Origin of the sequence: Sphingomonas sp. S2M10, from assembly GCF_012650175.1 — a bacterium.
GTDB lineage: Bacteria > Pseudomonadota > Alphaproteobacteria > Sphingomonadales > Sphingomonadaceae > Sphingomonas.
Map to the genome: position 1 here is coordinate 35663 of NZ_JAAILI010000079.1, position 21481 is coordinate 57143.

The following is a 21481-nucleotide window of genomic DNA, read 5'->3' on the forward strand; positions in this document are numbered from 1 at the left end:
GACATATTAGGGTCGATCCCGAATGGCAATCGCGCATCGTTTGCGGCAGGCCCCCGCTTCGCGCTACACGGGTTAAATGCAGGAGAGCGAGCGGATGGCAGGGGACGATCGGGCGGAAGACGCCGACGAGGCAGGCGTGCAGCCGATCACCCGCACGCCGAAAGGCTCGGGCCGCCGCCTGCGCGGCGCAATCGCGCATTATCTCGGCACGCAGATCGTCTCCGGCGCGATCGCGCCTGGCGAGAAGCTGACCGGCGAAGTCGCCAACGCCGAGGCGCTCGACGTGTCGCGCAGCGCCTATCGCGAGGCGGTGCAGGTGCTCACCGCCAAGGGGCTGGTGGAGAGCCGCCCCAAGGCCGGCACCCGCGTGCTGCCGCGCAGCCGCTGGAACATGCTCGATCCGCAGGTGCTCGCCTGGGCCTTTTCGGGCGAGCCCGACACCGATTTCGTCCGCGACCTGTTCGAGCTGCGCGCGGTGGTGGAGCCCGCCGCCGCCCGCCTCGCCGCCGAACGCCGCGACCGCGACGATGTGAAGGCGATGCGCGACGCGCTCACCCAGATGCGCCGCCACACGCTGGCGACCGAAGCGGGCCGGGCTGCCGACCGCGACTTCCACGATGCGCTGCTCGAGGCCACCCACAACAACGCGCTGATCGCGCTGAGCGCCAGCATCGGCGCGGCGGTGAGCTGGACGACCAAGTACAAGCAGCGCGCCCGCGCCCTGCCGCGCGATCCCGTGCCCGATCACATCAAGGTGTTCGACGCGATCGCGGCGGGCGATCCCGAGGCCGCCGCCGCCGCGATGCGCACGCTGGTCGACCTCGCGCTGGAGGATACGCGCCTCTCGATGTGAGGGAGCCCCCTCCACCACCGCCTATGGCGGCGGCCCCCTCCCCCGCTTCGCGGCACAGCAAACGCTATCCTGGTTCCTGACTGCCAGCGTTTCCTCCCTTGGAGCACAGCTCCGGGGAGGGGGACCGCGCCGCGCCAGCGGCGTGGTGGAGGGGGCATCCCCCACAACCGAAAAGGGCGCCGCCCGCGGCGACGCCCCCTCCACCCCCGCCTGCGGCGGCGGTCCTCTCCCCCGCTTGCGCGAGGGAGGAAATGCTCCGTCCTCAATCCTCGATCGCGTTGGTCGGCTTGCTGCCCCACAGCGCATAGAACAGGATGTACAGCTCGCAGATCGCGGTGAGCAGGAACGAGTTCTGCAGACCGTACTGGTCGGCCAGCCAGCCCTGCACCGCCACCAGCGCGCCGCCGGCGATCGCCATGATCAGCAGGCCCGAGCCTTCCTCGGTCAGCGGGCCGAGGCCCTTGATGCCAAGGGTGAAGATCGTCGGGAACATGATGGAGTGAAACAGGCCCACCAGGATCAGCGACCACATCGCCACTTCGCCCTGGGTGAACACGGTGACCATCATCACGATGAAAGCGGCAACAGAAAATGCGGCGAGCACGATCGCCGCATCCACCTTCTGCATGATCGCCGAACCGACGAAGCGGCCGACCATCATCCCGCCCCACAGCAGCGTGAGGTAGCGGCCCGCCTGCTCGGTCGTCATGTTGCCGATCTCGGGGCGGCTGACGAAGTTCACGAACAGGTTGCCGACGCCGATCTCGGCGATCAGGTAGATGAAGATCGCGCCGATGCCGAACACCAGGTTGCGGTGGTTCCACAGGCTATGGTGCTTGCGATCTTCCTTCGCGACGCGGCTGGTGGCCGAGCCCATGGCGGGCAGCGGAAAGCGCGCGATCACGATCGCCAGGACCAGCAGCACCACGGCGACGAGCACATAGGGCAGGATCACGGCATGCGCGTCGGCCAGGCGCTCGGCCTGGGTGAGCGCGGCCGAACCCGCCTGTGCGGTGCCGCCCTTGGAGCGGCCGAGGATCAGATACGCCCCGAACAGCGGCGCCAGCATCGTGCCGGCCGAGTTCATCGCCTGCACAAGGTTGAGCCGCGACGACGCGGTCTCGGACGGGCCGATCACCGCGACATAGGGGTTGGCCGCGACCTGCAGCAGCGTGATTCCGCTGGCGATCACGAACAGCATGAACAGCGTCACGCCATAGGAGGGCAGGCTTGCCGCCAGCGTCATCCCCAGCGCGCCCGCCGCCATGATCAGCAGCCCGACGACCAGCGACTTCTGATAGCCGATCCGCTCGATCAGCTTAGCCGAGGGAATCGAGGCGAAGAAATAGGCGATGAACCAGACGCTCTCGATCAGCGCCGCCTGGAAATAGCTGAGCTCGAACACGCTGCGCAGATGCGGCAGCAGCGTGCCGTTGATCACCGTGATGAAGCCCCACATGAAGAACAGCGTGGCCAGCAGGGCCAGGGCGCGTCCATATTGCGTTGGGGGAGAGGCTTGCCCGGCCCCCGCCGGAGAAGCCTTTGACGTTGGCATGACCGCCATGCTGGTTTGATCCTCTCGTTTTTTGCCACGGGGAGACGCGGCGGGGTTGCTCTTCGCTTTCTAGTCGGAGTATTCAACCCGATGTCCAGCGTCAACGGCCGCGTCGCCGCTTGCAGCAGCGATAACCGATAGGGAGAGGTATTGCATGAATTATCTTATCAAGGGCGCGCTGCTCGCCACCGCGATGCTGCCGCTGTCCGCACAGGCCGGCGAAGCGACGCGCGCCGCCTTCGGCACCACCGCCGACGGCCGACAGGTAGAGGCGATCACGCTTACCAACGGCCATGGCATGCGCGCCACGATCCTCAGCTACGGCGCGATCCTCCAGTCGCTCTCGGCACCCGACCGCACCGGCAAGTCCGAAGACGTGACGCTCGGCTATACCGACATGAAGGGCTATCTGGTCGCGCCGAACTATTTCGGCGCCACCGTCGGCCGTTATGCCAATCGCATCAAGGGCGGCACCTTCAGCATCGACGGCAAGACCTACACCCTCGCCAAGAACAACGGCCCCAATGCGCTCCACGGCGGCCCGACGGGCTTCGATAAGCGGCTGTGGACGGTGGAGAAGGTCAGCAGCGGCGAAAGCGCCAGCGTCACCCTGCGCTACGTCTCCGCCGATGGCGAGGAAGGCTATCCCGGCCAGCTCACCGTCACCGCCACCTATGCGCTCAACGAGAAGAACGAGCTGTCGGTCGAGTACACCGCGACCACGACCAAGCCGACCATCGTCAACATCACCAACCACAGCTTCTTCAATCTTGCCGGCGAGGCCTCGCAGCGCTCGATCTTTGACCATGTCGTGACGATCCCGGCCGAGACGACGACGCCGGTCGACAAGACGCTGATCCCCACCGGCGAGCTGCGCCCGGTCGAGGGCACGCCGTTCGACTTCCGCAAGCCGACCGCGATCGGTGCCCGCATCCGCGACGGGCGCGATCCGCAGATCGTCTTCGGCCAGGGCTATGACGAGAATTTCGTGATCGCCAAGGCGCCCTCCGCCCAGCCGGTGCTCCATGCCCGGGTCGAGGATCCGTCGAGCGGCCGGGTGATGGAGATCCTCTCCAATCAGCCGGGCGTGCAATTCTATACCGGCAATTTCCTCGACGGCACCGCGATCGGCAAGTCGAACCATGCCTATCGCCAGGGCGACGCCCTTGCCCTCGAACCGCAGGTCTTCCCGGATACGCCCAACCAGCCCGCCTTCGGTTCGGCGCGGCTGAATCCGGGGCAGACCTATCGCAATATGATCGTCTATCGTTTCTCGACGACGCGCTGACCTCCTCCTCCCGCAAGGCTTTTCCGATGACCGACACTGCCCCGAAGCTGCGCAGCCGCGCCTGGTTCGACAATCCCGATAACGTTGACATGACCGCGCTCTATCTCGAGCGCTATCTCAACTACGGGCTGAGCCTGGAGGAGCTGCGCTCGGGCAAGCCGATCATCGGAATCGCCCAGACTGGCTCGGACCTCAGCCCGTGCAACCGCCACCACCTGGTGCTCGCCGAGCGGATCCGCGAAGGCATTCGCGAGGCCGGCGGCATCGCGATCGAGTTCCCGGTCCATCCGATCCAGGAAACCGGCAAGCGCCCGACCGCGGGGCTCGATCGCAACCTTGCCTATCTCGGCCTGGTCGAATTGCTCTACGGCTATCCGATCGACGGCGTGGTGCTCACCACCGGCTGCGACAAGACGACGCCTGCCTGCCTGATGGCGGCGGCGACGGTCAACATTCCGGCGATCGCCCTGTCGGTCGGCCCGATGCTCAACGGCTGGCACCGCGGCGAGCGGACCGGCTCGGGCACGATCGTGTGGAAGGCGCGCGAGCTGCTCGCAGCGGGCGAGATCGACGACGAAGGCTTCATCCGCCTGGTCAGCTCCTCGGCACCGTCGACCGGCTATTGCAACACCATGGGCACGGCGACGACGATGAACAGCCTCGCCGAGGCCCTCGGCATGATGCTGCCGGGCTCGGCCGCCATCCCCGCCCCGTACCGTGACCGCCAGGAAGCCGCCTATCGCACCGGCAAGCGCATCGTCGACATGGTCCACGAGGACCTCAAGCCCTCGGACATCCTGACGCGCGAGGCCTTCCTCAATGCGATCGTCGTCAACTCGGCGATCGGCGGCTCGACCAACGCGCCGATCCACTTGGCGGCGATCGCCCGCCATGTCGGTGCCGAGCTCGCCCTTGACGACTGGCAGACGCACGGCCACAAGGTGCCGCTGCTGGTCAATCTGCAGCCCGCCGGCGAATATCTCGGCGAGGATTATTACCGCGCCGGCGGCGTGCCCGCGGTGGTCGCCCAGCTGATGCAGCAGGGCCTGATCCACGAGCATGCGATCACCGCCAACGGCAAGACGATCGGCGACAATTGCCGGGGCGCCACGATCGAGGACGAGAAGGTGATACGCACCTTCGACAAGCCGCTGGTGAACGAGGCCGGTTTCATCGTGCTGCGCGGCAATCTGTTCGACGCCGCGATCATGAAGACCAGCGTGATCGGCCCCGAATTCCGCGACCGCTATCTCTCCAATCCGAACGATCCCGAGGCGTTCGAAGGCCCCGTCGTGGTGTTCGACGGCCCCGAGGATTACCACCACCGCATCGACGATCCCGCCACCGGCATCACGCCGGACACGCTGCTGGTGATGCGCGGCGCAGGCCCCATCGGCTATCCGGGCGCTGCCGAGGTCGTGAACATGCGCGCGCCTGCCTATCTGATCCGCGAAGGCGTCCATGCGCTTCCGTGCATCGGCGACGGCCGCCAGTCGGGCACCTCGGCCTCGCCCTCGATCCTCAACGCCTCGCCCGAGGCGGCGGCGATGGGCGGCCTGGCGCTGCTCCAGACCGGCGACCGGGTGCGGATCGACCTCAACCGCGGCACCGCCGACGTGCTGATCCCCGCCGACGCGCTCGCCGAGCGCCGTCGCGCGCTGGCCGAGGCGGGCGGCTATGCCTATCCCGCCTCGCAGACGCCGTGGCAGGCGATCCAGCGCGCCGTGGTCGGCCAGATGAACACCGGTGCGATCCTGGAGGGCGCCGAACAGTTCCAGCGCATCGCCCAGGCGCACGGCGTGCCCCGCGACAACCACTAAGGGCTCGTCCCGTCCCCGCCCGCAGGAGAGGATGGGACTTGGCCCGAGATACGTCGTCATCCCCGCGAAGGCGGGGATCCATTGGCGCTGATGCCGCGGTTCTTTCTTCCACCGCACAGGGCAATGGATTCCCGCCTTAGCGGGAATGACGCCAGTTTTTTTGACGCCGCCTGGAGCCCTCCAATGCCCGACTTCACCCACCGCCTCGCCCAGCCGCATGATCTCGAAGCGCTGCGCACGGTGATGCACCGCGCGATCGCGCAGCTGCAGCACGGCTTCCTCACGCCGGAACAAGTCGCCGCCAGCCACCGGGTAATGGGCCTCGACACCCAGCTGATCGCCGACCAGACCTATTTCCTCGTGGAGGACGACGCCGGCACGATCGCCGGCTGCGGCGGCTGGTCGTTCCGGGCGACGCTGTATGGCGGGGACGCGAGCATCGTCGCGCGCGAACCCCAGCGGCTCGATCCCGCCCGCGACGCCGCCAAGATCCGGGCGATGTACACCGATCCCGCCTTCACCCGCCGCGGCATCGGCAGCCGGGTGCTCGGACTGTGCGAGAATGCCGCCCGCGCCGCCGGCTTCGCCCGCGCCGAGATGATGGCAACCATGGCCGGCGTGCCGCTGTACGAAGCCTGTGGCTATGTTCAGGTCGAACCGATCCTCTCGGCGCCGATCGGAAGCATTCGCGTGCCGCTCGTGCGGATGGAAAAATCGCTTTGAACCGCGCGCCGACCCCGGTGGCTGCTACCTAGGCACATCGAAACGTTGCAGTAACCATTTTGAACCTACAGGCGTCGCTGATATGTCAGGAGCGCTACGCAAACCCTGGCGGCTAAACAATAATAAGTCCACAACTTACACCGTTTAGATTTCGCGGGCCCAATCGCGATTCCTGCCGTTTATTCAGGCATAATGCGTAGCAGAAACATTTAGTATCATGATCGCATCGTTCGTCAGAACCCTGTCCTATACTGGTACGGTTACCATTGGTGACGCAGAATCAACAAACGGGGTTTGACGATGAAGACGAAATTCCTGGTGGGCGCGGCATTGTCCGCCCTGCTGTTCGCCGCGCCGGCGTTCGCGCAGAGCGGGTCGACCGATCAAGCCGAGCTGGTGAAGCTGCTCAAGGCGCAGGCGGAAGAGATCGCCGCGCTGCGCGCCCGGCTGGACAAGATCGAAACCGCGCGCCCCGCCGCACCCGCGCCGGTGCAGCAGGCGGCGCCGACCCGCCGCGTGGACGTCGCCAATGACGAGACCGTTGCCGGCTCCTTCGCGCCGCAGCTCGCCGCCGCCGACCTCGCCGACCAGACCGTCGCCCAGGCGCGCGCGCTGCAGAATGCCTCCAACGTCACCGCCGAATGGCGCGGCGGCCTGCCGATCTTCCGCTCGGCGGACGGCAAATTCCTGTTCAAGATGCGCGGCCGTATCATCAACCATGTCAGCTCGACCTTCGGATCGAACTACGACGCCCGCAACATCACGACGACCGGCGCCCGCGCGCTGCGTATCGGTATCGAAGGCGCGGTGGGCCCGCACTTCTTCTACCAGTTCGAGAATGACTTCGCCGACAATGTCTCCGACGTCGGCACGATGTTCGTCGGCTGGCGCAACGACATCGGCAAGGTGTCGTATGACGTCCGCTTCGGCAACATGTTCAACGATCGCGGCTTCGAAGGTTCGGGCGGATCGGATGCGCCGCCGTTCCTGGAGCGCAACGTCGTCGGCACCTCGATTATCCCGCAGCGCGGCTTCTACGGTATCGCGCTGATGTCGCGCCTGTTTTGGAACACGGGTCACGCCTCGATCACGCTCAGCGGCGACAGCGTCGATGCCACCCAGGCGGCGAACGACAGCCGCACCGTGATGGCCCGCGCCCACTGGAATCCGGTCAAGACCGATCGCTCGCTCCTCCATGTCGGCCTCTGGGGCTTCGACGAGGCGCTGTCCTCGCGCGGCACCGGTACGCTGACCCGCAACACCGTGATCGGCGGCCGCTTCAACGGCAATCTGCGCGTCCAGACCGGCACCCTCACCGGCGGCACCGGCACCACCGGCTATGGCGCCGAACTGGGCGGCTATGTCGGCCCGCTCTGGGTGATGGGTGAAGCCGGCAAGCGCGTCGCGCACCTCAACGCCGGTCGCCCGGACTTCGAGAGCAAGGCGTGGAGCCTGTCGACCGGCTTCTTCGTCACCGGCGACCTGCCGCCGTACAATCCGCGCCTCGGCACCTTCGCCCAGCCGCGCGTGCTGCGCCCGGTGTTCGACGGCGGCCCCGGTGCGATCGAGATCCTCGCCCGTTACGAGAATCTCGAATATTCGGGCATCCCGAACGCCACCAAGGGTGAGGCCGCGACGATCGGCACCAATTGGTATCTGGACAGCATCATCCGCGTGCAGCTGAACCTGATCCACTGGAAGACCAACAACCGCGCCGGTTCGTTCACCGGCAAGGACAGCGGCGAGACGGTCAGCGCCGGCTTCGGCATCACCTTCTGATCGGTCCTGATCCTGCTGCGCGGCCGTCGCCCCTCCAAGGGCGGCGGCCGCAACGCGTTTCGGTGCCTGCTTGCCACGCCCGCCGCTATCGGCGATCTCTTCCCCAAACGCCGCCGCTGCGGCAGGGGAGATGCACCGAATGACGACGCCCTTCGCGCTGGTCGATGTGTTCCATGACGGACCGTTTACCGGCAATCCGCTGGCGGTGGTCCATGGCGGCGGCGATCTCGATACCGCGACTATGCAGGCGATCACCCGCTGGTTCAATCTGAGCGAGACGGTGTTCCTGCTGCCGCCGAGCGTCGCGGGCGCCGACTATCATGCGCGCATCTTCACGCTGGATCGCGAGCTGCCCTTTGCCGGCCACCCGACGCTGGGCGCCTGCCACGCATGGCTGGCGGCCGGGGGTAGGCCCGCCGCGCCGGACCGGATCGTCCAGCAATGCGGCGCAGGCCTGATCCCGATCCGTCGCGAGGCCGATCGGCTCGCCTTCGCCGCCCCGCCCCTGCTGCGCGGCGGGCCGGTGGACGGCGATACGCGGGCGCGGCTGGCCCAGGCGCTGCGGATCGATCCAGCCGCCATCGTTGATGCCGCCTGGGCGGACAACGGCCCCGGCTGGATCGCGGTGCTGCTCGAGTCCGCCGAGGCGGTGCTGGCGGTGGAACCGGTGCGCCACGCGGACGCGCGGATCGAGATCGGGCTGATCGGCGCGCATCCCGCCGGAGCGCCGGTCGACTGGGAGATCCGGACCATCTTCAGCGGCGCGTTCGGCGCGGTGATCGAGGATCCGGTGACCGGCAGCTTCAATGCCTCGGCGGCGCAATGGCTCTACCAGAGCGGCCGCGTGACCGGCGGCTATGTCGCCGCGCAAGGCACCCGGCTGGATCGGCGCGGGCGCATCTTCGTGGATTATGACGGCGACGGCCAGGCCTGGATCGGCGGCCGCAGCATGACCATCGCGGAGGGTACGCTGCCCGGCCTCAGCCCCCTCGGCGGATAAGCCGGGCAACCAGTGTCGTCGCGGTTACCTGACCGGTGACGCTGGCGGTGGTGATGAACATGTCCGGGATCGCCGAGACCGCGATGTACAGCGGGATCATCGCCAGCGGCGCGCCTAGAATCTGCATGCCCGGTGCGTCGCAGGCATAGAGGATCGCGGCACCCGGCAGCCCCGGCGTCGCGATACCCGCGATCACTGCGGACAGGCCGGCCAGCACCCACTGCACCGGCGACGCCTCGACGCCCGCCGCATGCGCCGCCAGAAACACCTCGATCACGGTCGCGCCGGTCGTCGCCAGCCGGAAGGTGGAGATGGCGAGCGGCAGCGTCGTCCCCGCCACTTCCTGCGGCAGCTTTAGCCCGTTGAGCGCGACGTCCATCGAGACCGGCGCGGTCGCCATCGACGAGCAGGTGCCCGCCGCCGTCGCCTGCGCGGGGAGGATGGCGCGGGCGAAGCGGCCCAGCGGCATCGCCCGCAGGCCGAAGACCAGCAGATAGCACATGCCGATGGCCATCAGGCAGAACAGGATCTCCGCCGCCACGTCGCGCGCCAGCACGCCGGCGACGCTCGCCCCCGCCGCCTTGCCCGCCCCCATCGCCAGGACGAAGATGCCGATGGGCGCGGCGAGCAGGATCCAGTCGACGATGCGCGTCATTGCCCGGGCCAGTTCGTCGATCACCGCCGTGAGCCCTGTACCGCCGGTCCGCGCCAGCGCCACGCCCAGCAGCACCGCGAACACCACCAGCGGCAGCATCTGCCCGCCGGCCGCCGCCGCGATCGGGTTTTCGGGCAGGATGGCCAGGATCTGCTCGGACGCGCTCGGGACATGCGGCACCGCCGGGGGACCGGCGGTCAGCAGGCCGGCGAGCGGGTCGGGGCCCAGCGGGAAGAGCCACAGCACGATCTCCAGCGCCCCCCAGGCGAGCAGCGCCGCGAGCACCAGCATCGGCAAGAACACGGCGAAGCTCGTCGCCAGCAGCCGCCCGCCCTGGCCGTGGCGCACGGCGTTGACGACGCCGCTGACCACCAGCGCGAACACCAGCGGCACCAGCGTCATGGTCAGCGCGCGGATCCAGAAGGCGCCAATGGGCGCGAGCAGGTCGATCCACGGCACCAGAAAGGCGCCCGCCGGCCAGCGCGCGGCGAAGCCGAGCAACACCCCCGCCAGCAATGCGCCGATCACCAGCGCCGTCTTCGCCATCCCCTGTCCTTTCCCGCTCGTTCGGCGCGGCTGATGGCGGCTGGGCGGCGCTGACGCCAGCCCCTTTTTCGCGCCGCTCAGGCCAGGCGCGGCCTCGCGCGGGCGACCATATCGGCCAACGCCGCCATGCCGCCGACGATGACGTGTGCGGCCAGCATCAGCGTGGCGACGAAGAGCACCGCCCCCGCCAGCCCCGCCGAATCGCCGAGCAGCGCGACGATCAGCGGCGCGAGCAGCGCCTCGCGCGCGGGGACGAAGGGCAGGCGCGACAGCATCATCCGCAGCGTGCCGACCATGAACAGCGCCGTCGCGGGCACCGCCGGCAGCAGCAGTTTCCACAGCAGCGCGGTAAGCACCAGGCTCAGCAGGATGCGCACCGTGTGGATGCCCAGCGTCTCGGCGATCAGGCGCGGCGGGAGGGCGAATACCACCCGGCGGAAAAACAGGATGGCGAGCGACGACAGCACGATCGTCGCGGTCGAGATCAAGAGCGTGGTGAACAACGTCCCCTTGGCGAGCCCTTGCACGATCGGCGCATTCAGCACCATCATCGCCAGCGTCACGAGATTGCCCGCCAGCGCGGAGGTGACCGCCACGTCGCGCAGCGTCTCGAACGGGCGTCCTTCCGGCCCCAGCGTCCGCCTTGCCCAGACATAGAGCTGGGCGTCGCCCGCATAGCCCAGCACTACTTCATTGGCCGCCTGCTTGCGGAGCAGCGCCGGGAAGGCGCCCAGGCTGAGCCCCCAGATGCGCCGCAGGATCAGCCAGTCCATCACCGGCCCCAGCACATAGGTGGCGACGAAACAGAGCCAGAAGACCGGATCGCGCGGGGTCCGGGTCAGCACGGTGAAGTCCAGCCCGTCCAGCTGCCAGAACACCGCGACGAGGATCGCGGCCGAAAAGGCGAGGCCGGTTACCGCGAGGATGCGCTCGCGCGTGGTCGAGGACAGCGATGCATAGGCATTGCGCACCGCCCGAAGTGGAGACTTCATGCGGAGGCCTCTTGCTCCAGCCGGACCGGACGGTCGCCGGTGCGGCCTGCCGCCGCTGCGCCTTCGAACAGCGCCCAATAGGCCTGTGCGGAGCGTTCGAGCGTGAAGCGTCGCAGCGATTCCAGCAGCGTCTCACGCTCTGGCGATGCGAGGGGCGCGGTGCGAATGGCTTCGGCCAGCAGAACCTCGTTCTGCGGCACGATCGTGCCGAATCGCCCCTGCCCCAGCAGGCTGCGCAATCCGGCACCGCAATCGGTCGACACCACGGCGAGCCCGGCTGCCAGCGCCTCGATGACCACCGCCGGCACGCCTTCGTAGCGCGACGACATCAGCAGCACGTCATAGTCGCCAAGCCGGGCCGGCGCGTCGGCGACATGGCCGGCGAATCGCACCCGATCGGCGATCCCCAGCGTGGCCGCCTGCGCTTCGAGCGCGGCACGCTCCGGCCCGTCACCGAAGATCGTCAGCGTCTCGCCCGGCTGCACCGCGCGGGCGAAGGCCCGCAGCATCAGCGCGAAATGCTTCTGCGCTACCAGCCGTCCCACCGCGACGAAGCGCCGCGGGCCTGTGGACCGCGGGTCGCGCGGCGGCAGCAGTTGCGCGGCGGAAATCGCGGGATCGTGCACCACATGGCCACGCCGCGCCATCACCGGCGGCAGTTCCGGCACCATCGATTCGTCCATCACCACCCAGCTGTGCGCGCATCGCGCCTGGATGTGCAGCCAGGCCCGCCAGAAGAAGCGGCCGAGCGGGTTGAGATCGCGGCGCGCAAGGTCGTTGCTGACCTTGACGACGATCGGCGGGCATTTGCGCCCAAGCAGCAGCGTCATCGCCACGGCGACGATGGTGTAGGTGGACCCCGCCACGAACAGCACGTCCGGGCGCAGCCGCCGGATCGCAGCGGGCAGCATGAGGATCATCCACAGGGTTTCCCACGAGGCCTGGCTGACCCGGGGCTGGCGGGGGACTTCATAAGCGATGTCCGCGAACTCGTCGCGCATCGCGCCGGTCTCGCGGCCGAGGAACAACGGCGCATCCATGCCGTTCGCACGCCAGTGCCGCACCAGCCGCAAGGCCACGCGCTCTACGCCGCCCGGCGCGAAGCTGTGCAGGAACGTCAGAACGCGGAGCCCCCCGCTGCTATCCTTGGGCAACAATCGCGCTTCCCCTACCCCGTGCGACCCCTGTGCCGCCAACCTGCCCGCTTTCCCTGGCGGCGACGATCATGGCGCGCGACGCATGTTCGAAAGGTGGTCGCGCTAGCACAAAAATCAACGGCGGAGATACACAATCGGAGGGCGGCATGCCGCGGGCGCGCTGCCCTCGGTGCGATGGGCGCGGGTGCCCTTTTTTGCCACGGACCCCCGCATCCTTACGAAAAACCCCGCCAAGCCGTGGCGGCTGGCGGGGTCTTTGATGGTGGGCGCGGCAAGGATTGAACTTGCGACCCCTGCGATGTCAACACAGTGCTCTACCACTGAGCTACGCGCCCGAAACTCGGGAAGCGCGCCTCTAGCGGGGGTCCGCCCCCCGCGCAAGCGCAAAATTCAGTTCTGCCCCACATTCTCCGATTCGAACATCCGATCCACTTCCAGCACCAGGTCGCGCAGGTGGAACGGCTTCGACAGCACCCGCGCCTGCGGTACCTGCTTGCCCGCCCGCAGCGTCACCGCAGCGAAGCCGGTGATGAACATCACCCGCATGTCCGGCGCGATCTCGGCGGCGCGCTGCGCCAGCTCGATCCCGTCCATCTCGGGCATCACGATGTCGGTCAGCAGCAGGTCGAATCGTTCGGTTTCCAACAGCGGCACCGCCGCCGTCCCGCGATCCACCGCGCTGACCGCATAGCCAGATCGCTCGAGCGCGCGCGTGAGATATTCGCGCATGACGCGGTCGTCCTCGGCCAGCAGAATCCGGATCATCTTTACCCCATCGGTACCAACCGCTGGTCCCTTATGAGCGAAGGCCTTAAGATTTTCCAGCCGGTGCCGCCCGATGTTGCCCGGCCCGTCGTCGCGGCCTAGGCTGATGGCCGTGACTCGCGCCGCCAGCTTCGATCGCTACGGGCCGGTATCGCCGGAAAGCCCCGTGGTGCTCTCCGTGCCCCATGGCGGGCGCGACTATCCGGATGCGCTGCTCGCCTGCCTGCGCGTGCCCGCAATTGCCCTGCGTGCGCTGGAGGATCGTCATGCCGATTCGCTGGCGCTCGCCGCCCGGCGCGACGAGACGCTGTTCGTCGCCACGCGGGCCCGCGCCTGGATCGATCTCAACCGCGCCGAGCATGAGCGCGATCCCCAGATCGACGAGGGCGCGCACCTGATCGGTCGGCCGCTCTCCAGCAAGGTGCGCAGCGGCCTGGGGCTGGTGCCGCGGCGAGTCGGCACCGTCGGGCAGCTCTGGCGCGGGCGTTTCGCTGCCGACGATGTCGCGGCCCGCATCCATGCCGATCATCGCCCCTATCATCTGGCACTGGGCGAAGCGCTGGCGGCGGCGCGGGCGCGGTTCGGCATCGCGGTGCTGCTCGACATCCATTCGATGCCGCCGCTGGGTGCGCCGGAAAGCGCACCGCGGCTGGTGATCGGCGATCGCTTCGGGCGTTCGGCCGCCGCGCGGTTCGGCGCGCGCGTGGAGGGGGTTGCGCGGCGGCATGGCGTCGCCATCGCGGCGAACACGCCCTATGCCGGCGGCCACATACTCGAACGACACGGCGATCCCCGCCGCGGCGTGCATGCCCTGCAGCTGGAATTCGATAGATCCCTGTATCTGGATGCGGCGCTGGACCAGCTCGGCGCGGGGGCCGCGCCGGCGACGGCTTTGCTCCGCGCGACCATCGACGCCCTGGCCGACGAAGCCCTGCCCGACGCGCTCGCTGCCGAGTGAACCGCACATAAAAAACCACCTCGTGGTTACCCACGAGGTGGCCAAGGTTCAGGGAGGAGACACGCCCGGAGGCGCGTCGCACGGCATCGCGAAAGGGGGGACACGAGCCGTACCTACAAGATATAGAGGGCAGGCGACCGAGTTCAAGGCAACTCGTCGCAGAAGTTCTTCGATTGAACGGCGGGAAATTTTTTGACGGCCTCGGGGGCCGGAGATGCCGGATCGATTCAGCATCTAAGCCCCTCCCCTTCAAGCGCATCAGGTCGGCGCTGCCCCCGGCAGCGCCTGAAAAGCGCGGGGCGCTGATGCGGGGTCGGGGCCGTGTCTCACCGAGACCAACAGAGGACCTTGAAATCCCTCCACCCCCAACTCCCTTCTCTCGAGAGAAGGGGGGTGAAGAAGCACCGGGGGCCAGAACGCCCCCGGCACGGATCAGCCGACCAGCTGCACCTCGGGCTGCCAGCCCGAGCGCATCTGACGGGCGAACAGCTCGCGCATCTGCGCCAGCGAGAAGAGGTGCGCGTAGATCAGCGGCAGCATGCCGTTCTGGACGATCTTGCGCAGCTGGTCGCCGCGCATTTCGTTCAGCTTGTTCTCGTCGACCATCATGAAACCGCGATAGACGAAGGGCTGCGCAGCGCCGTCCGGCTGGATCGAGACTTCGCCGTCGATCAGCAGGTTCATGTCCTTCAGCTCGCGCATGAACTGGCTGGTGCGGGCACCGGCGGTCTCGAACTGCTCGTTGAACTGCAGGATGTTCTTGGTGACTTCGCTCGGCTCGCCATTCTCGAACAGGGCCTCGCCCTCCTCGAACTTGCCGATCACGTCCGAGGTCGGATCGAAGCACAGCGACAGTTCGTCGCTCTCCGGGCGCAGGCGCGCCAGCAGGAACGGGTAGCGGCGGATATAGGCGGGCACGTAGAAATTCGGGTCGACCAGCTTGCCCTCGGCGTCGAAGAAGGTGTTCACGCCTTCGTTCAGGCCCATCAGCGCCAGCGGCACGGGATCGTCACCGACCGAGAAGACGATCGGCATGAAGCGCTGCACCAGCGGGAATTCCTCGACGGTCACCGGCACGGCGTGCTGGTTGGCGAGGAAGGCCGCGCGGTCGGTCGAACGCGTACGGAAATCGGCATGGACCTGGCTCGAAAGCGGCTCGAGCTGATTGTAGAACAAGGGAAGCGACTGCTGCGGCGCGCTGGCCATGAGGATCTCCTGAGAACTTTTTTCGTCGAAAGGCGTTTCAACCGGCCCGGGGTCTATTTGCTGAATGTTTCAGGCGCAAGCGCGACCAGCTTCCCCGGATTGAGAATCAGCTTCGGATCCAGCGCCGTCTTGATCGCCCGCAGTGCCGCCATCCGCGCCGGCGAGGAAAGCCGCGCCAGCTCGTCACGCTTCATCTGGCCGATGCCGTGCTCGGCGGAGATCGATCCGCCCGCCGCCACCACCATGTCGTGCACCATCCGGGTGATGTGCGGCGCATCCTCGGCATACCAGCGCTCGCGATCCACTCCCTTGGGGGCGCGTACGTGGAAATGGACGTTACCGTCGCCGAGATGGCCATAGGCGATCGCGTGGGTGCCCGGAAAACGCGCCTCGGCGGCCGCGCCGCCTTCCACCATGAAGCGCGGCATGGCTTCGACCGGCACCGAGATGTCGTGCTGCACCGCCGGCCCGGCCGAGCGCTCCGCCTCCGAGATCGAATGGCGGATGCGCCAGAAGGCTTCCGCCTGCGCCTCGCTCGCCGCAATCACCGCATCCCCGGCAAGGCCCGCCTCGAACGCGCCGGCCAGCATCCGCTCCAGCACCGTCGCCGGCGCCTCGGCTGCCGCGTCGCTCGTCACTGCCTCGATCAGCACGTGCCACGGATGCGTGCCGGCGAGCGGCAGGCGCGTACCCGGCACATGCGCCAGCACCAGCGCCACCGTGTCGTCGGGCATGATCTCGAAGCTTTCGACCATATCGGTCGCCGCCTGCAACCGGCGGAGCAGCGAAAGCGCCTTGGCCGGGCTCTCCACGCCGACCCAGGCCACCGCCCGCGCCGCCGCCGCCGCCGCCAGCCGTAGCGTCGCCGCGGTAACGATGCCCAGCGTTCCCTCCGCGCCGATCAGCAGCTGGTTGAGGTCGTAGCCGCGATTGTCCTTCTTCAGCGCCGACAGCCCGTCATGCACCGAACCGTCGGGCAGCACCGCCTCCACCCCCGCGACAAGCGCGCGCATCGTGCCGAAGCGCAGCACCTGCACGCCCCCGGCATTGGTGGAGACCAGGCCGCCGATCGTCGCACTGCCCCGCGCGCCGAGATCGAGCGGGAAGCGGCGCCCCGCCGCCTCCGCCGCGTCGCGGAAGGTGCCGAGGATCACGCCGGCCTCCGCGACCGCCAGATTGGCTTCCGCGTCCATCGCGCGGATCCGCTGCATCCGCCGCGTGGAGAGCAGCAACGCCGAGCCGTCCGCCGGGGGGATGGCGCCGCCGACCATGCCGGTATTGCCGCCCTGCGGCACCAGCGCCACGCCGAGATCGTGCGCAAGCGCCACCAGCGCGCTGACCTCCTCGGTCGATCCCGGGGACAGGATTGCCGGCGTCGTGCCGCGATAGCGCCGCCGCCAGTCGATCAGCCAGGGCGCGATGTCCTGCGGATCGATGGTGACGGCCTTGGGGCCGAAGCGCTCGGCGGCGAAATCGGTGATGCGTTGCTGCGCGGGTGTCATGACGCTTGCGCACTAGCATGACGTGCGGCAGTTCATCCACCGTTCAAGCCGATGCTTCTACTATTCGATCCCACGATGCCGAATCTGCCGATCGCCGCCGCCGGCCTTGCGCTGATGCTCGCCGCACCCGCGGCGCGCCCTGCCATGGCGGTGGATGTCGCGGCCCCTTCGGCGTTCCAGCAGCATGTGACGATCCATGTGCCTCGCATGACCGTCACGACGACGACCATCGTCGTGCGCGAGGCGCCCGCCGTGGTCGAGCGCCGCGCCAAGAGCTGCGTCGCGGTGGACCGGATCCAGGGCTTCACCGTCAATGCCGCGGACAGCGTCGACCTGATCCTGGAGGACGGATCGCTGCTCCGCGCCAAGCTGGGCGCCGAATGCCCGGCGCTCGGCTTCTATTCGGGCGCCTATCTGAAACCGACCAAGGACAGCAAATTCTGCGCCGGCCGCGACGCGCTGCGCTCGCGATCCGGGCGAACCTGCCCCGTTCAGGCGTTCAAGAACCTCGTTCGCGCACGCTGAAGCTTGACTTTTGCGGTTGAATCCGCAAGCGCGATGCCTTCTGCTAAGGTGCAAATCAACGCGCCATTTATCCGGACAATTGCATGAGCTTTGCCGATCTCGGCCTTTCCGACGACCTTCTCCGCGCGGTGACCGACGCCGGCTATACCGAGCCGACGCCGATCCAGCGCCAGGCGATCCCGTCGGTGCTGATGGGCAAGGACCTGATCGGCATCGCCCAGACCGGCACCGGCAAGACCGCCGCCTTCGTGCTGCCGATGATCGACGTGCTCCGCGAAGGGCGCACCCGCGCGCTGATGCCGCGCTCGCTGATCCTCGAGCCGACGCGCGAACTGGCGGCGCAGGTCGCGGAGAATTTCGAAAAGTACGGCGTCAACCACAAGCTCTCGATGGCGCTGCTGATCGGCGGCGTGCAGATGGGCGACCAGGTCAAGGCGCTGGAAAAGGGCGTCGACGTCCTCATCGCCACCCCGGGCCGGCTGATGGACCTGTATGGCCGCGGCAAGATCCTGCTCACCGGCTGCAGCCTGCTGGTGATCGACGAGGCGGACCGGATGCTCGACATGGGGTTCATCCCCGATATCGAGGAAATCTGCACCAAGCTGCCCAAGATACGCCAGACGCTGCTCTTCTCGGCGACGATGCCGCCGCCGATCAAGAAGCTGGCCGACCGGTTCCTCACCGATCCCAAGACGATCGAGGTGGCGCGCCCGGCCAGCACCAACACCAACATCACCCAGCGCATCGTCCAGGTGCCCGCCACCGCGCATGTGAAGCGCGATGTGCTCCGCCGCCTGCTGCAGCAGGACGAGGTGTCGACCGCGATCATCTTCTGCAACCGCAAGACGACCGTGCGCGACCTGAACAAGAGCCTGAAGAAGCACGGCTTCCGCTCGGCCGAGATTCACGGCGACATGGACCAGTCCGCCCGCATCGCCGAGCTCGACCGGTTCAAGAACGGCGACGTCAACATCCTCGTCGCCTCCGACGTCGCCGCGCGCGGCATCGACGTGAAGGGCGTGAGCCATGTCTTCAACTTCGACGCACCCTGGCATCCGGACGATTACGTCCACCGCATCGGCCGCACCGGCCGCGGCGGCGCCACCGGCACCGCCTATACGCTGGTGACTCCGGAGGATGCCGAGAACATCGCCGAGATCGAGAAGCTGACCGGCCACAAGATCGAGCGCGTGCCGAGCCCGGTGGCGGTCGACGAGGCAGAGGCTGCGCCCGCGCCGAAGCGCACCCGCGGCGGCAAGCGCGAGGCCAAGAAGACCGAGCCGCGCCGCGAGGAAGCCGCTGCCGAGGCGCCCGCCAAGCCCCGTACCCGCCGCACCGCCGCAGCGCGCGAAGAGGTACCGGCCGCACCTGCGCCCGCGACGCGCGAGGAAAGCAGCCGCGCCCGCCCGGCACGCGACGAGAGCCGCAGCCGGCCCCCGCGCGATGAACGCCCGGCACGCGACGAGCGCCCCGCCCGCGACGACCGTCGCCGCCGCCGCGATCAGGATGATGGTCCCGACGAAGGCTGGAACGGGCCGATCCCCGACTTTCTGAACTACACGATCGACGCCTGAGCGGGCGGCGCGAAAGCGCCGTCCTCCCCCTTCCGACATCCTTCCGCGAATGCCCGCGCGCGCGCGCGCGCGACGGGCATCGACGGCTCATGCCGGCTCGGCGGCCTTTTGCAGCGCGGCGGCATCCGCATCGTCCAGCGCTCCGGCGCGCTTGTACGCTTCGCGGCTCTGCACGCGCGCGACATAGGCGAGGAATGACTCGCGCCCGGGCAGCATGCCGAACTGCGTCAGCCAACCGACCTGCGAGCCCAGATAGACGTCGGCGGCAGTGAAGCGGTCGCCGGTCGCATAGGGGCGCGACGACAGCAACCCGTCCAGCACATCGACCACCAGATCATAATTGCCATAGCCGAACATGCGCGACTGCTCGCCGGAATCGAACTTGGCATGATTGTTGGTGGTCGCCTGTTCCACGGGACCCGCCGCATAGAACAGCCAGCGATAATAGTCGGCACGCTCCTCCGGCAGCGGCGCCAGGCCGGCTTCCGGAAACGCCTCGGCCAGATAGGCGCAGATCGCCGCGCATTCGGTGACGACCTTTCCGCCATGGACGATTGCCGGCACCTTGCCCATCGGGTTGATCGCGCGATAGGCGTCCGCCTTCATCGTCGAGACGTAATCGAGCACCTCGACGCGGTAGCTGGCCCCGGTCTCTTCGAGCATCCACCGCGCGATGCGCCCGCGGGATTGCGGGTTCGTGTAGAGAGTCACTTCGTCCGTCATGGCCCGATACCCCTGTTGCTCCCGACTCAGCCAGCCGGGAACAGGAGGGGAACACGGATCATCCTAGCGGTCAATCGCTCACAGGCCGGCCAAGGTCTTGAGCAATCGATCCCATGCGCGATCCGCCTGCGCGGCATTGTACGCGCGACTGTCCGGCGGGCACCAGCCGTGCATCGCGCCGGCATAGACCTCGATCTCCGCGGGCAGCTTGGCCGCAGCGAAGGCGCTGCGCAGCGTCGCCTTGTCGGTCGGCGCACGCGCGTCGTCATTTTCGGCGATGGCCACCAGGTAGCGGCCGCGCATCTGCGGGACGAGCTGGTGCGGACTGTCCGCCGCTTCGGTCACCAGCGGCGCGCCGTGGAAGCTGCCGCCGGCGCGCACGCGCTCGGGCAATGCCGCCGCGGTTCGGAAGACGAAAGGGCCGCCCATGCAATAGCCGGTGCTGGCCATGCCGCGCTTGGCATCCACCTCGGGCTGCGCGTCGAGAAACGCGGCGAAGCGCTTGGCATCGGCCGTGATCGCGGCAGAGGTCAGCGCGCCCCGCCAGGGCATGATCATCGCCCGTACCTCGGGCTGGTCGAACGACTGGCCGGGTTTGAGGAACGGCGCCTTGGTCGAGCGGTAGAACTGGTTGACCGTCAGCACCGCATAGCCCGATTGCGCCAGCCGGTCCGCCATCTGCCGAAAGGCCGGGCGGAGCCCCATGATATCCGGCCACACCAGCACCGCCGGATGCCTGCCGCTGGTCGGCGCCACGAAATAGGCGTCGGCGGTGCCGTCCTCGGTGCGAATCGTCACGTCGCGGCCCTGCACCGCGGCGGCATTGGCGGGGCTGGGCAGTATCGCCAGCACGCCGGTCGCGGCGGCGGCGGCGGTGAAGCCTCGGCGCGTGATCCCGCCCAGAATGCGGTCGTTGTCGGCTGCGGTATGCTCGTCACACATGGCGATCCTCCTCCTGTGGGCACTGCTGGGTTGGTCGCCCTCACCCTCCCCACCGCCTCCGGCGGCGGGGAGGGTGAGGGTGAGCGAAGCGCGCTACCCAAGCGCTTGATACCGCACCCCATCGCTCCCGCAAAGCTGCCCCAAGACGCAGAACGGGCCCCGGCACAGGGTGCGCCGGGGCCCGCTCGTCTACGCCCGGGAAGGCGATCTCAATGCTTGAACAGGCTCTCCGCCGTGTGCTCGATCGGCGCGGGTTCCGGCGCCTCCGGCACGTGGCTGGCCGCATGGCGCTCGGCGCGGAGCTGCTCGATCAGCGCCTCGCGGTCCCCTTCGAGGCGCGTATCGGTCGGCGCCTCGATGCCGGCGGCCTTGGCGGCCTTGGCGACCAACGCATCCAGCTCGCGCTGCGAGCACAGGCCCAAAGTCACCGGATCCTTCGGCACGATATTGCCGATGTTCCAGTGGGTGCGGTCGCGGATCGCGGCGATGGTGGTACGGGTGGTACCGATCAGCTTGCCGATCGCGCCGTCCGACACTTCGGGGTGGTGGCGCAGGATCCAGGCGATGCCGTCCGGCTTGTCCTGGCGCTTCGAGACCGGCGTGTAGCGCGGGCCCTTGGTGCGGCGGACCTGCTCCGGGCCCTTCTGCATCTTGAGCACGTAATTGGGGTTCGCCTGCCCCTTTTCGATCTCGTCCATCGTCAGTTCGTGCGCACGCACCGGATCGCGGCCGGTAAGCTTGGTCGCCGCGGTATCGTCGGCGATCGCCTGCACTTCGAGGATGTGGAGCCCGCAAAATTCGGCGATCTGCTCGAACGACAGCGACGTGTTGTCGACCAGCCAGGAAGCGGTCGCGTGCGGCATCAGCGGCTGGGCCACGGTGGATCTCCGGAACTTGAAACAATAAGGGCCGCCCATC

19 protein-coding genes and 1 tRNA gene are annotated in these 21481 nt (G+C 68.1%); 9 read left to right on the forward strand and 11 right to left on the reverse strand.

What is annotated here, in order from left to right; all coding sequences use genetic code 11:
• Nucleotides 1-94 precede the first annotated feature (94 nt).
• Nucleotides 95-853, forward strand: coding sequence for a FadR/GntR family transcriptional regulator (locus tag S2M10_RS18980; protein WP_168847444.1), 759 nt, complete (start codon nucleotides 95-97; stop codon nucleotides 851-853).
• A gap of 262 nt (nucleotides 854-1115) precedes the next feature.
• Here the strand turns inward: S2M10_RS18980 and S2M10_RS18985 are convergent, their stop codons facing one another.
• Nucleotides 1116-2417 carry a sugar MFS transporter gene (locus tag S2M10_RS18985; RefSeq protein WP_168847445.1) on the reverse strand — a complete coding sequence of 434 codons (1302 nt, stop codon included), beginning with the start codon at nucleotides 2415-2417 and terminating at the stop codon, nucleotides 1116-1118.
• 145 nt (nucleotides 2418-2562) lie between these two features.
• Here S2M10_RS18985 and S2M10_RS18990 point away from each other — a divergent pair, with 145 nt between their 5' ends.
• The 5 genes from S2M10_RS18990 (at nucleotide 2563) to S2M10_RS19010 (ending at nucleotide 9018) form a co-directional block, all read left to right on the forward strand.
• A complete protein-coding gene (locus tag S2M10_RS18990; protein WP_168847446.1) occupies nucleotides 2563-3696 on the forward strand; it encodes an aldose epimerase family protein in 1134 nt (377 codons plus the stop codon).
• A 26-nt stretch (nucleotides 3697-3722) separates the two neighbouring features.
• Nucleotides 3723-5516 carry an IlvD/Edd family dehydratase gene (locus S2M10_RS18995; RefSeq protein ID WP_168847447.1) on the forward strand — a complete coding sequence of 598 codons (1794 nt, stop codon included), beginning with the start codon at nucleotides 3723-3725 and terminating at the stop codon, nucleotides 5514-5516.
• Between the two features lie 183 nt (nucleotides 5517-5699).
• Entirely contained in the window at nucleotides 5700-6239 is a 540-nt protein-coding gene (locus S2M10_RS19000; protein WP_168847448.1) for a GNAT family N-acetyltransferase, read from the forward strand.
• A gap of 300 nt (nucleotides 6240-6539) precedes the next feature.
• Nucleotides 6540-8018, forward strand: a complete 1479-nt coding sequence (locus tag S2M10_RS19005; protein ID WP_168847449.1) for a porin — start codon at nucleotides 6540-6542, stop codon at nucleotides 8016-8018.
• A 139-nt stretch (nucleotides 8019-8157) separates the two neighbouring features.
• On the forward strand, nucleotides 8158-9018 hold the full coding sequence (locus S2M10_RS19010) for a PhzF family phenazine biosynthesis protein (RefSeq protein ID WP_168847450.1): 861 nt from the start codon (nucleotides 8158-8160) through the stop codon (nucleotides 9016-9018).
• Here S2M10_RS19010 and S2M10_RS19015 read toward each other — a convergent pair.
• The 5 genes from S2M10_RS19015 to S2M10_RS19035 all read right to left on the reverse strand — a co-directional run bounded on the left by S2M10_RS19015 (nucleotide 8999) and on the right by S2M10_RS19035 (nucleotide 13133).
• The gene (locus S2M10_RS19015; RefSeq protein ID WP_168847451.1) at nucleotides 8999-10219 is read right to left on the reverse strand and encodes a cation:dicarboxylase symporter family transporter; all 1221 of its coding nucleotides are present in this window, start codon (nucleotides 10217-10219) and stop codon (nucleotides 8999-9001) included. The genes S2M10_RS19010 and S2M10_RS19015 overlap by 20 nt on opposite strands.
• Before the next feature lie 77 nt (nucleotides 10220-10296).
• A complete protein-coding gene (locus tag S2M10_RS19020) occupies nucleotides 10297-11211 on the reverse strand; it encodes a hypothetical protein (protein WP_168847452.1) in 915 nt (304 codons plus the stop codon).
• The gene (locus tag S2M10_RS19025; protein ID WP_247650916.1) at nucleotides 11208-12365 is read right to left on the reverse strand and encodes a glycosyltransferase; all 1158 of its coding nucleotides are present in this window, start codon (nucleotides 12363-12365) and stop codon (nucleotides 11208-11210) included. The genes S2M10_RS19020 and S2M10_RS19025 overlap by 4 nt, the downstream gene beginning before the upstream one ends.
• Before the next feature lie 263 nt (nucleotides 12366-12628).
• Nucleotides 12629-12703: transfer RNA gene (locus tag S2M10_RS19030), tRNA-Val, on the reverse strand.
• A gap of 55 nt (nucleotides 12704-12758) precedes the next feature.
• Nucleotides 12759-13133, reverse strand: coding sequence for a response regulator (locus S2M10_RS19035; protein WP_168847453.1), 375 nt, complete (start codon nucleotides 13131-13133; stop codon nucleotides 12759-12761).
• A gap of 106 nt (nucleotides 13134-13239) precedes the next feature.
• Between S2M10_RS19035 and S2M10_RS19040 the strand changes: the two genes are divergently transcribed.
• Entirely contained in the window at nucleotides 13240-14091 is an 852-nt protein-coding gene (locus S2M10_RS19040; protein WP_168847454.1) for an N-formylglutamate amidohydrolase, read from the forward strand.
• 432 nt (nucleotides 14092-14523) lie between these two features.
• Here S2M10_RS19040 and S2M10_RS19045 read toward each other — a convergent pair whose 3' ends face one another.
• Entirely contained in the window at nucleotides 14524-15297 is a 774-nt protein-coding gene (locus tag S2M10_RS19045; protein WP_066726031.1) for a SapC family protein, read from the reverse strand.
• Nucleotides 15298-15350: 53 nt separating this feature from the next.
• On the reverse strand, nucleotides 15351-16799 hold the full coding sequence (locus tag S2M10_RS19050; RefSeq protein ID WP_168847455.1) for an FAD-binding oxidoreductase: 1449 nt from the start codon (nucleotides 16797-16799) through the stop codon (nucleotides 15351-15353).
• A gap of 51 nt (nucleotides 16800-16850) precedes the next feature.
• On the opposite strand from S2M10_RS19050, the gene S2M10_RS19055 reads away from it, so the two are divergent.
• Entirely contained in the window at nucleotides 16851-17324 is a 474-nt protein-coding gene (locus tag S2M10_RS19055; protein WP_247650917.1) for a hypothetical protein, read from the forward strand.
• 83 nt (nucleotides 17325-17407) lie between these two features.
• On the forward strand, nucleotides 17408-18898 hold the full coding sequence (locus S2M10_RS19060; RefSeq protein WP_168847456.1) for a DEAD/DEAH box helicase: 1491 nt from the start codon (nucleotides 17408-17410) through the stop codon (nucleotides 18896-18898).
• 87 nt (nucleotides 18899-18985) lie between these two features.
• On the opposite strand, the gene S2M10_RS19065 is transcribed toward S2M10_RS19060, so the two are convergent.
• The 3 genes from S2M10_RS19065 to S2M10_RS19075 form a co-directional block, all read right to left on the reverse strand.
• Entirely contained in the window at nucleotides 18986-19621 is a 636-nt protein-coding gene (locus tag S2M10_RS19065; RefSeq protein WP_168847457.1) for a glutathione S-transferase family protein, read from the reverse strand.
• A 78-nt stretch (nucleotides 19622-19699) separates the two neighbouring features.
• Nucleotides 19700-20563 (reverse strand): dienelactone hydrolase family protein, encoded by an 864-nt coding sequence (locus S2M10_RS19070; protein ID WP_168847458.1) that lies wholly within the window; start codon nucleotides 20561-20563, stop codon nucleotides 19700-19702.
• Nucleotides 20564-20772: 209 nt separating this feature from the next.
• A complete protein-coding gene (locus tag S2M10_RS19075; protein ID WP_168847613.1) occupies nucleotides 20773-21426 on the reverse strand; it encodes a DUF1013 domain-containing protein in 654 nt (217 codons plus the stop codon).
• Between the last annotated feature and the right edge of the window lie 55 nt (nucleotides 21427-21481).

Bases quoted from the DNA above. Each gene is read 5' to 3' on its own strand.
- S2M10_RS18980 (WP_168847444.1), top strand. From the start codon at position 95: ATGGCAGGGGACGATCGGGCGGAAGACGCCGACGAGGCAGGCGTGCAG.
- S2M10_RS18985 (WP_168847445.1), bottom strand. From the start codon at position 2,417: ATGGCGGTCATGCCAACGTCAAAGGCTTCTCCGGCGGGGGCCGGGCAA.
- S2M10_RS18990 (WP_168847446.1), top strand. From the start codon at position 2,563: ATGAATTATCTTATCAAGGGCGCGCTGCTCGCCACCGCGATGCTGCCG.
- S2M10_RS18995 (WP_168847447.1), top strand. From the start codon at position 3,723: ATGACCGACACTGCCCCGAAGCTGCGCAGCCGCGCCTGGTTCGACAAT.
- S2M10_RS19000 (WP_168847448.1), top strand. From the start codon at position 5,700: ATGCCCGACTTCACCCACCGCCTCGCCCAGCCGCATGATCTCGAAGCG.
- S2M10_RS19005 (WP_168847449.1), top strand. From the start codon at position 6,540: ATGAAGACGAAATTCCTGGTGGGCGCGGCATTGTCCGCCCTGCTGTTC.
- S2M10_RS19010 (WP_168847450.1), top strand. From the start codon at position 8,158: ATGACGACGCCCTTCGCGCTGGTCGATGTGTTCCATGACGGACCGTTT.
- S2M10_RS19015 (WP_168847451.1), bottom strand. From the start codon at position 10,219: ATGGCGAAGACGGCGCTGGTGATCGGCGCATTGCTGGCGGGGGTGTTG.
- S2M10_RS19020 (WP_168847452.1), bottom strand. From the start codon at position 11,211: ATGAAGTCTCCACTTCGGGCGGTGCGCAATGCCTATGCATCGCTGTCC.
- S2M10_RS19035 (WP_168847453.1), bottom strand. From the start codon at position 13,133: ATGATCCGGATTCTGCTGGCCGAGGACGACCGCGTCATGCGCGAATAT.
- S2M10_RS19040 (WP_168847454.1), top strand. From the start codon at position 13,240: ATGGCCGTGACTCGCGCCGCCAGCTTCGATCGCTACGGGCCGGTATCG.
- S2M10_RS19045 (WP_066726031.1), bottom strand. From the start codon at position 15,297: ATGGCCAGCGCGCCGCAGCAGTCGCTTCCCTTGTTCTACAATCAGCTC.
- S2M10_RS19050 (WP_168847455.1), bottom strand. From the start codon at position 16,799: ATGACACCCGCGCAGCAACGCATCACCGATTTCGCCGCCGAGCGCTTC.
- S2M10_RS19055 (WP_247650917.1), top strand. From the start codon at position 16,851: ATGCTTCTACTATTCGATCCCACGATGCCGAATCTGCCGATCGCCGCC.
- S2M10_RS19060 (WP_168847456.1), top strand. From the start codon at position 17,408: ATGAGCTTTGCCGATCTCGGCCTTTCCGACGACCTTCTCCGCGCGGTG.
- S2M10_RS19065 (WP_168847457.1), bottom strand. From the start codon at position 19,621: ATGACGGACGAAGTGACTCTCTACACGAACCCGCAATCCCGCGGGCGC.
- S2M10_RS19070 (WP_168847458.1), bottom strand. From the start codon at position 20,563: ATGTGTGACGAGCATACCGCAGCCGACAACGACCGCATTCTGGGCGGG.
- S2M10_RS19075 (WP_168847613.1), bottom strand. From the start codon at position 21,426: ATGCCGCACGCGACCGCTTCCTGGCTGGTCGACAACACGTCGCTGTCG.